The sequence below is a fragment of the uncultured Cyclobacterium sp. genome, assembly GCF_963976465.1.
Classification (GTDB): Bacteria; Bacteroidota; Bacteroidia; order Cytophagales; family Cyclobacteriaceae; genus Cyclobacterium.
In genome coordinates this window covers 1-7,664 of the sequence record NZ_CAXBOC010000265.1, presented here as the reverse complement: position 1 = coordinate 7,664, position 7,664 = coordinate 1, and the positions used below count along the sequence as shown (strand labels likewise).

General features: G+C 42.5%; 4 protein-coding genes. All 4 read right to left on the bottom strand.

Annotated features, from left to right (window positions below; genetic code table 11):
• Window positions 1-1,046: 1,046 nt before the first annotated feature.
• Entirely contained in the window at window positions 1,047-2,375 is a 1,329-nt protein-coding gene (dgt, locus tag AAC037_RS14875; RefSeq protein WP_339903723.1) for a dGTP triphosphohydrolase, read from the bottom strand.
• Window positions 2,376-2,426: 51 nt separating this feature from the next.
• Window positions 2,427-3,848 (bottom strand): efflux transporter outer membrane subunit, encoded by a 1,422-nt coding sequence (locus AAC037_RS14870; RefSeq protein ID WP_339903722.1) that lies wholly within the window; start codon window positions 3,846-3,848, stop codon window positions 2,427-2,429.
• 11 nt (window positions 3,849-3,859) lie between these two features.
• The gene (locus AAC037_RS14865; protein WP_339903721.1) at window positions 3,860-7,039 is read right to left on the bottom strand and encodes an efflux RND transporter permease subunit; all 3,180 of its coding nucleotides are present in this window, start codon (window positions 7,037-7,039) and stop codon (window positions 3,860-3,862) included.
• A gap of 3 nt (window positions 7,040-7,042) precedes the next feature.
• Window positions 7,043-7,664: efflux RND transporter periplasmic adaptor subunit (locus AAC037_RS14860; protein WP_339903720.1), on the bottom strand; the 622-nt coding region annotated here is incomplete at its 5' end.

Genomic DNA, 7,664 nt, shown 5'->3' with positions numbered 1-7,664 from the left:
TGCTAATGGATTTTTCAAAAACGGCATTGTTTTTCCAAAAAGCCAATACGTCCTCCCCTATTTTGGGGTAATCTACCTGTTTAAACTCCTGATATTTCTTCACTGTAATTAGAAAATATTATCTGTGTCTTGATGCGCCTTATTTTTTAGGACATTTGTAATCTGTCCAAAACGAAGCCGTAAAGTTAATAGAAAACAGGGGTATATGTATGGCAATTGAAGAAAATCTATGCACTTGGTCTACTGAGCCTAAGAGAAACATCAATTTAGCAGTTTTAAACAAGGTCTATGTTCAAGTAATTGCTTTTGAGCTGGCTAAATAGCCCTATTAATTATTGAATTGTACCGTAGTTCCTTGGAGAAGTTAAGCGAATCCAAAGGCGTAGGTAAAACAAGCACCTATTCCTATGGCTTCGACTCCGCTCAGCCGTAGGTAGAGGGAGCAGTGCTAGTCTTAACAGCGTGGAAAAGTTATATTCTCAAGCTTATTTTTTATAATATTTACGAAAAAATCCCCCTTTGTCCCCCTTTGAAAAAAAGGGGGATTTTGGTTTTTCGGGCTTACAGTATGTTTCTGATTTCACATTTCAATGGTCCATTTAAATTCGGCGTTAAAATACCATTTCTTGCAACTCCCCCTTATTACGGGAATTACGGAAAATAGGGTTTTAGGCAAATTTTCGAATAGTGAATTTTCATAGATTGTTATACCTTTTTTCTGAAGACGTATCTATCAATTACACTATAATTAATATCGGGTTTCGATTATAGCCTACCTGAAAGAAACGGAGAAGCCTGAAGGGCTGAAAATATAATAGCCACGGGTGAAGCCCGTGGTCAGGGGAACCTACTCGATCTTGATTTTGGCGACATTGTTGCGCCTTTTCTGCAACAATGCTGACAAAATCTAACCTAAGAATTCGATTTATTTAGGGATTCCAGTTCTTCAACAAATCCCCCTTTGTCCCCCTTTGAAAAAAAGGGGGATTTTGGTTTTTTTAGGACTTACGAGTTCATTCCTGATTTAATATTTCTCATTTACAAACTCAAGTACCCGGAATGGTAATTCCTTTTACCCGCCTATAAAGAGAAAGGGCATGTTTGTCTGTCATCCCGGAAATAAAATCCAACAAACCTCTCATTAGCGCATAGGCATCACCGGATTTTTGGAGTTCCAGCTCCTCAGGAAGCAAACGCAAAATACTCTTGTTGTGGCCTGAAAACCTTGATTTCTCAAAGTGAAAATTAAATAAGGCGTCAGAAAAGGTGGCCAATAAGCCTTCCAATACCTGATATCCTGCTGCCTCCTTTTCCAATACAGGTTGAGACCGGTATATTTTTTTAACAGAAAGCGAAGTAATGGCTTCCAAGTTCTCAGCTGAAGGTATAATTTCTGTCAAAGCTTGATCAAATTCACCGCTTAAAATGGCTGCCTCTTTCTCTTCAAAAACAGCCGTGATTTCCTGAATCAGCTGGCTGATGGCCATGGCCCGCATGATGGCCAATTGCTGTTTTGGACTACTGTATTTTTTAAGTTTCTCCGGTGAATATCGCTCTCCAACAATCGCCCCCATTAAAGAAATGGTCTGATCAAGGGAAACCAAACCTAGGGTACAACCATCCTCCAGGTCAATAATACTGTAACAAATATCATCTGCAGCCTCCACCAAAAAAGCCAAGGGATGCCTCATCCAGCAATTGTCAGCCAATTGAGGAATGCCCATTCCTTCTGCCAAGAGTTCATAATGAGAAATATTACTGGTGAAGAACCCAAATTTCTTTTGGCTTCTTCTTTTCTGACCGGAAGCTTTGCACCAAGCAGGCCTTGGGTATTTGGTAAATGAAGCCAAGGTAGCGGGGGAGATATTCATCCCATTTTTTTTGTCCACCAGCATGCGAAATCCTTGGGCATTTCCCTCAAAGTTGGTAAGGTCCTCCCATTCGTTGGCCGAACACTTTTGCTGCCATAATTTCCCGGTGGCATGAAACTTAAAAAAATCTGAAATGGCCTCTTCTCCGGCATGCCCAAAAGGAGGGTTGCCAATGTCATGGGCCAAAGCCGCAGTGGCCACAATTCCTCCAATGTCAAAAGGCTGCAATTTCTTTGATGCCAATTCCGGATATTTGTCCAAAAGGAATTTTCCCGCTGACTTTCCCAGAGATCGTCCTACACTTGAAACTTCGAGGCTATGGGTCAATCTGGTATGCACAAAATCATTTTCAGGAAGGGGAAAAACCTGGGTTTTATCCTGAAGATTTCGAAAAGGTGCCGAAAAGATTATCCGATCAAAATCCCGTTCAAATTGACTTCTTTGAAGGTCCGTATCCGAAGGCTTTAAGCCTTCGGGCAATAGTAATTTTTCCCAATTCATCATAGCACTTCAAAAATACGAAGTGTAGGCTTAGGTAAAAAAGAAATGGCCGGACTATTTCCAACCACCTCCCAATGCACGGTAAAGGTCCACTACAGTGAGGAACATTTCAATCCTTGTATTGGTCTTGTCCAATTCTGCTTCCAGTACCCTTGACTGGGCCGTAATCACCTCCAGGTAAGTCGCATATCCTCCTCGGAACAATTCATTGGCCGTCGATACTGCATTGAGCAGGACGGCTGTTTCTTCATCTCTAAGGCTGTAAATATTTCTAAGGTTACCCACACGCTGGAGTTTACCTGACACCTCCTGGTAACCATCCAGAATGCTTTTTTGATAATTATACAAAGCAATTTTATTGGAAGCTATGGACTGATCGTATCCTGCTCTGATACGATTCTGAGCAAAAATCGGAGCTGTCAAACCGCCCAATATCCCGATGGTCAAGCCACCGGGCATTTCCAAAGCTGCCGGAAGGCTCTTATCATTCAACCCTACGTAAGGAGTAAGGCTTAAGGAAGGCAAAAACTCTTTTCTAGCCGCTTCTACATTGAAATTACTTGCCCTTAGCTCATGTTCGGCCTGACGAATATCAGGTCTACGAAGCAACATGTCTGCTGGCAAACCGGCTTCCATCCCATACGGAAGTTTGATTTCCAATAAGGAGGAGGCCCTTTCAATAGGCTGAGGAAACCTGCCAATAATAAAGTTTAATCTATTTTCTGTCTCGATGATCTCTTGTTGCTTCTCGTAAGAAAGGCTTTTTGTAGAAAGCAATTGAGCTGAAAACTGTTGCACAGCCAGCTCTGTCGCCCTACCGGCCATTTTCTGAATTTTAATCAGCTCCAATGCCATCTCTTGGTATTCAATATTCCTATTGATGGTTTCCAACTGAATGTCTAAACCCAGTAATTGATAGTAAATTCTTGAAATCTCAGCTACCATATTGGTGACCACCAGGTGTCTTCCCATGCCTGTAGCTAGAAATTTTTCATAATCAGCTTCCTTTCTATTTTTCACCTTTCCCCAAATATCGATTTCCCAGGTACTCTGAAAGCCTATGAAATTATTCTCTGCTCTATTGACAACATTTCTGTCTCCATTGATGGTGCCACTAAACAAGTTGGGCCGAATATCTCCAGAGCGGTATCGAACCATCCCATTTAAGGTCGGATACATTTGCCCTTTAGTAATTCTATACTGAGCCCTGGCAATTTCAATTCTTTCCAGGGCTGTCAGGATATCCAGGTTATTCTCAAGCCCAGTTTCGATTAGGCTAACAAGATTGGGATCATTGAAGAACTCCTCCCAGGAAATGTCCCCAATACTGGCAGAGTCCTCTATATCCAAAAAGGTCTCAGGCATTGGCTCCATTTCTGGCATTACCGGAGCCTCAATACTTTTACAGGCAAACACCGATACCATCGCCAGGATGCCTATGGAAAGACGAAGGATCAATTTATTTTTTAAAAACATGGAGTATTTGTTCAATTATTTGAAAAAGATACTTGTGTATTATCTTTCTTTTCTGAAGTTGGCTTTTGATTTTCTTCTACTTTCTGGAAGGTGAAATGGGCGAAAATCACATACAATCCTGGGATGATGATCAACCCAAATATGGTCCCGATTAACATACCCCCTGCAGCTGCCGTACCAATGGATCGGTTACCCAAAGCCCCGGCACCAGTGGCCATTGCCAAAGGCAATAAGCCGGCAATAAAGGCAAAGGAAGTCATTAATATGGGTCGCAACCTGGTCACGGATCCTTCCACAGCTGCTTGTATCACAGAATGCCCTGCTTCTCTTTTCTGAATGGCAAATTCCACAATCAAAATGGCATTTTTACCCAAAAGACCGATAAGCATGATCAATGCCACTTGCGCATAAATATTGTTCTGTAAGCCCAATAAGTAAAGGGAGATAAAGGCACCAAATACCCCCACCGGAAGAGATAGAATCACCGGAAGTGGCAAGAGAAAACTTTCATATTGTGCGGAAAGAATCAAATAGACAAACAACAAGCAGATCAAGAAAATAACAATGGCTTGGTTTCCTGAAGTAACCTCTTCTCTGGACATCCCATACCAGTCATGATTGTATCCTTGGGGAAGTTTTTCGGCCGTTACTCTTTCAATAGCAGCAATCACATCTCCACTACTGTACCCGGGGGCAGCAGAACCTTTTACAGTAGATGAATTGTACATATTAAACCTCGTCAACTGTTCGGGACCATAGGCTTTTTCCATGGTTAGGAAAGAAGAGATGGGCACCATTTCACCTTCATTGTTTTTTACTTGAAGCGCCATTACATCCTCAGGTTTGGCCCTGTATTCCGGCCCGGCTTGTAGCATTACATCATACATTTGTTCAAAGCGAACAAAATCAGAAACAAATTGCCCACCCAATAAAACCTGCATGGTTCCAAGGGCTTTGGCTATCGTGACTCCATTTTTGGCTGCCTGATCCTGATCAATCCTAATAAGAAACTGCGGGAAGGTAGGGGCGAAGTCAGTAAAAGCAAAGCCTATTTCCGGACTGGCCATCAGCTCCTCCACCAAGTCATTGGTTACTGTGGACAAGCGGTCCAGATTACCTGTTCCTGTTTGGTCGAGTACTTTCATCTGAAAACCACTGGAGTTACCAAAACCTGAAACTGTAGGAGGCAAGAAGAAACTGATCTTCGCATCAGAAATTTCATCACCAAGCCTTCCAAATTCGTCCAATGTCTGCTGAATGGGCAGGTCTTTCCTTTCATCCCAGGATTTGAGATTGACCATGGCCATACCATAAGAGGCCCCGGAAAGTCCATTTCCCAGTGAATACCCAGCCAAACTGGAAACGGAAGCTACCGCCTCATTTCCTTCCAATTTATGGATCAATTCATCCAAAACCTTTTCTGTCCTTTCCACTGTTGCACCCACGGGAGTGGTTACATTTACATACACCATACTCTGGTCTTCAGTTGGGATAAAGCCTGTGGGCAATATTTTACTTACCCCCCAAGTGGCCGCAAAGAAGAAGAGTAATATCAGCGTAGTGATTCCCTTTCTAGGCACCAAGAAGGTGACATATTGAAAATATTTGTTTTCAAAGAAATTGTAGTAATGGTTGAAACCATTGAAAAATCGTTGTAACAAGGTTTGTTTCTTTTCTTCACCATAATGGTTTTGAAGCAAGATGGCACAAAGCGCAGGAGTTAATGTCAGTGCATTGATCCCGGAAATAAAAATGGCGATGGCCAAAGTCAAGGAAAACTGCCTATAAAATACGCCAACCGGACCGGACATAAATGCCACCGGAACAAACACGGCAGACATTACCATGGTAATGGCAATGATGGCCCCACTGATTTCTTTCATGGCAGCAAAGGTAGCCGCACGCGGTGCCAGACCTTCTTTCTCCATTTTGGCATGAACTGCCTCCACCACCACAATGGCATTATCCACCACAATACCTATGGCCAGTACCAGTGCAAATAAGGTAAGCAGGTTAATAGAAAAGCCCAACCACTGCATAAAAAACAAGGTACCGATCAATGCAACAGGAACGGCTAAAGTAGGGATAAGTGTGGAGCGAAAATCCTGTAGGAAAATAAAAACCACAATAAAAACCAATATAAATGCCTCTACCAAGGTAACCAATACCTCATGAATGGAAGCATCCAAGAATCTGGACACATCATAGGAGATTTTATAATCCATCCCTGATGGGAAATTGTCCTGCTTAATTTGTTCTATTTTCTCTTTTACATTGGCAATAACCTCACTGGCGTTGGATCCGGGACGCTGAATAACCATTACCGAAGCGGCAGGTTTCCCATCCATCTTGGCAATCCTACCATAATTCAAGTTACCAAATTCCACATCAGCAATGTCTTTTAACCTTAGTATTGACCCATCCGGGTTGGCCCTGATGACCAAGTTTTCATACTGCTTGGGCTCATAAAATTTACCGGTGTATTTAAGGACATACTGGAGCATTTGCATGTCTTTACCGGAGCTGATCCCCAGCTGCCCGGGGGCTGCTTCCACATTCTGATTGTTGATGGCAGCGATGACGTCGTCTGTGGCCACTTTATAAGCCGTCATTCGATCGGGCTTGAGCCATATCCTCATGGAGTAATCTTTGGTACTCATGATTTCGGCAAGACCTACACCATCCACCCGCTGCAACTCTTGGAGCACATTGAGATCGGTAAAGTTATAGATAAAGGCTTCGTCCAGTGAGGGGTCATCACTGGCCACGTTGATATACATGAGCAAGCCTTCCACTTGCTTTTCCACCGTAACCCCTGCTTTGGTAACAATTTCCGGTAAGTCATTGACCACCGTAGAAACCCTGTTCTGTATTTCTACCGCTGCCAGATCCGGATCAACTCCGGCCTGAAAATAAACTTTGATGATAACTGTACCCCTGTTACTACTTACAGAGGTCATGTAGGTCATCCCCGGCACACCATTGATCACTTTTTCAAGAGGAGTGGCCACTGTTTTGGCCGCTACTTCTGCATTTGCTCCCCTGTATTTGGCACGAATGGATACAGATGGTGGCGCAATATCCGGGAAAAGTTCTACCGGCAAGGTGAAAAAAGACAACAATCCCAGCAACACAAAGAAAAGGGATATCACCAGTGATAAAACCGGCCTTTTTATAAATAAATCAAACATAGCTTATTTTTCTGTACTGGTAGGCATTACTTCTGCAAGGGTATCGTCATTTTCCGGTAAGGCAGCATCTGTCTCCCCTGCAATAATTTTTGGTTGGATGGTCATTCCATCTTTTACGTTTTGGATGCCTTCATACACCATGCGCTCTCCTACTTCCAAACCGGATTCTATGACATAATAATGGGAAAATCTTGCTCTAGGGACAATACTGCGCATTTCCACTGTATTGTCTTCTTTCACAATGTATACAAAACTCCTGTCCTGAATTTCAAAAACCGCCTTTTGAGGTATAATAATGGCGTTCCTTATCTTATTGGTAAGAATGATTTTACCAGTTGCACCATGTTTGAGGATTTTACTCGGATTAGGAAATAATGCCCTAAAGGCAATAGAACCGGTATTGGCGTTGAATTCTCCTTGCATGGTTTCAATAATTCCCTCATAAGAATAGGGAGCGCCATCTGCAAGTACCAACTGAACTACATTGTTTTCTGTGGTTTCGCCTTTTGACTTGATGTATTCAAGGTATTCTTTTTCGGAAACATTGAAATAGACATGCACAGAACTAATGTTGGAAACAGTAGTAAACAAACTGCCTTGATCTACAAAACTACCTGTTTTTAAA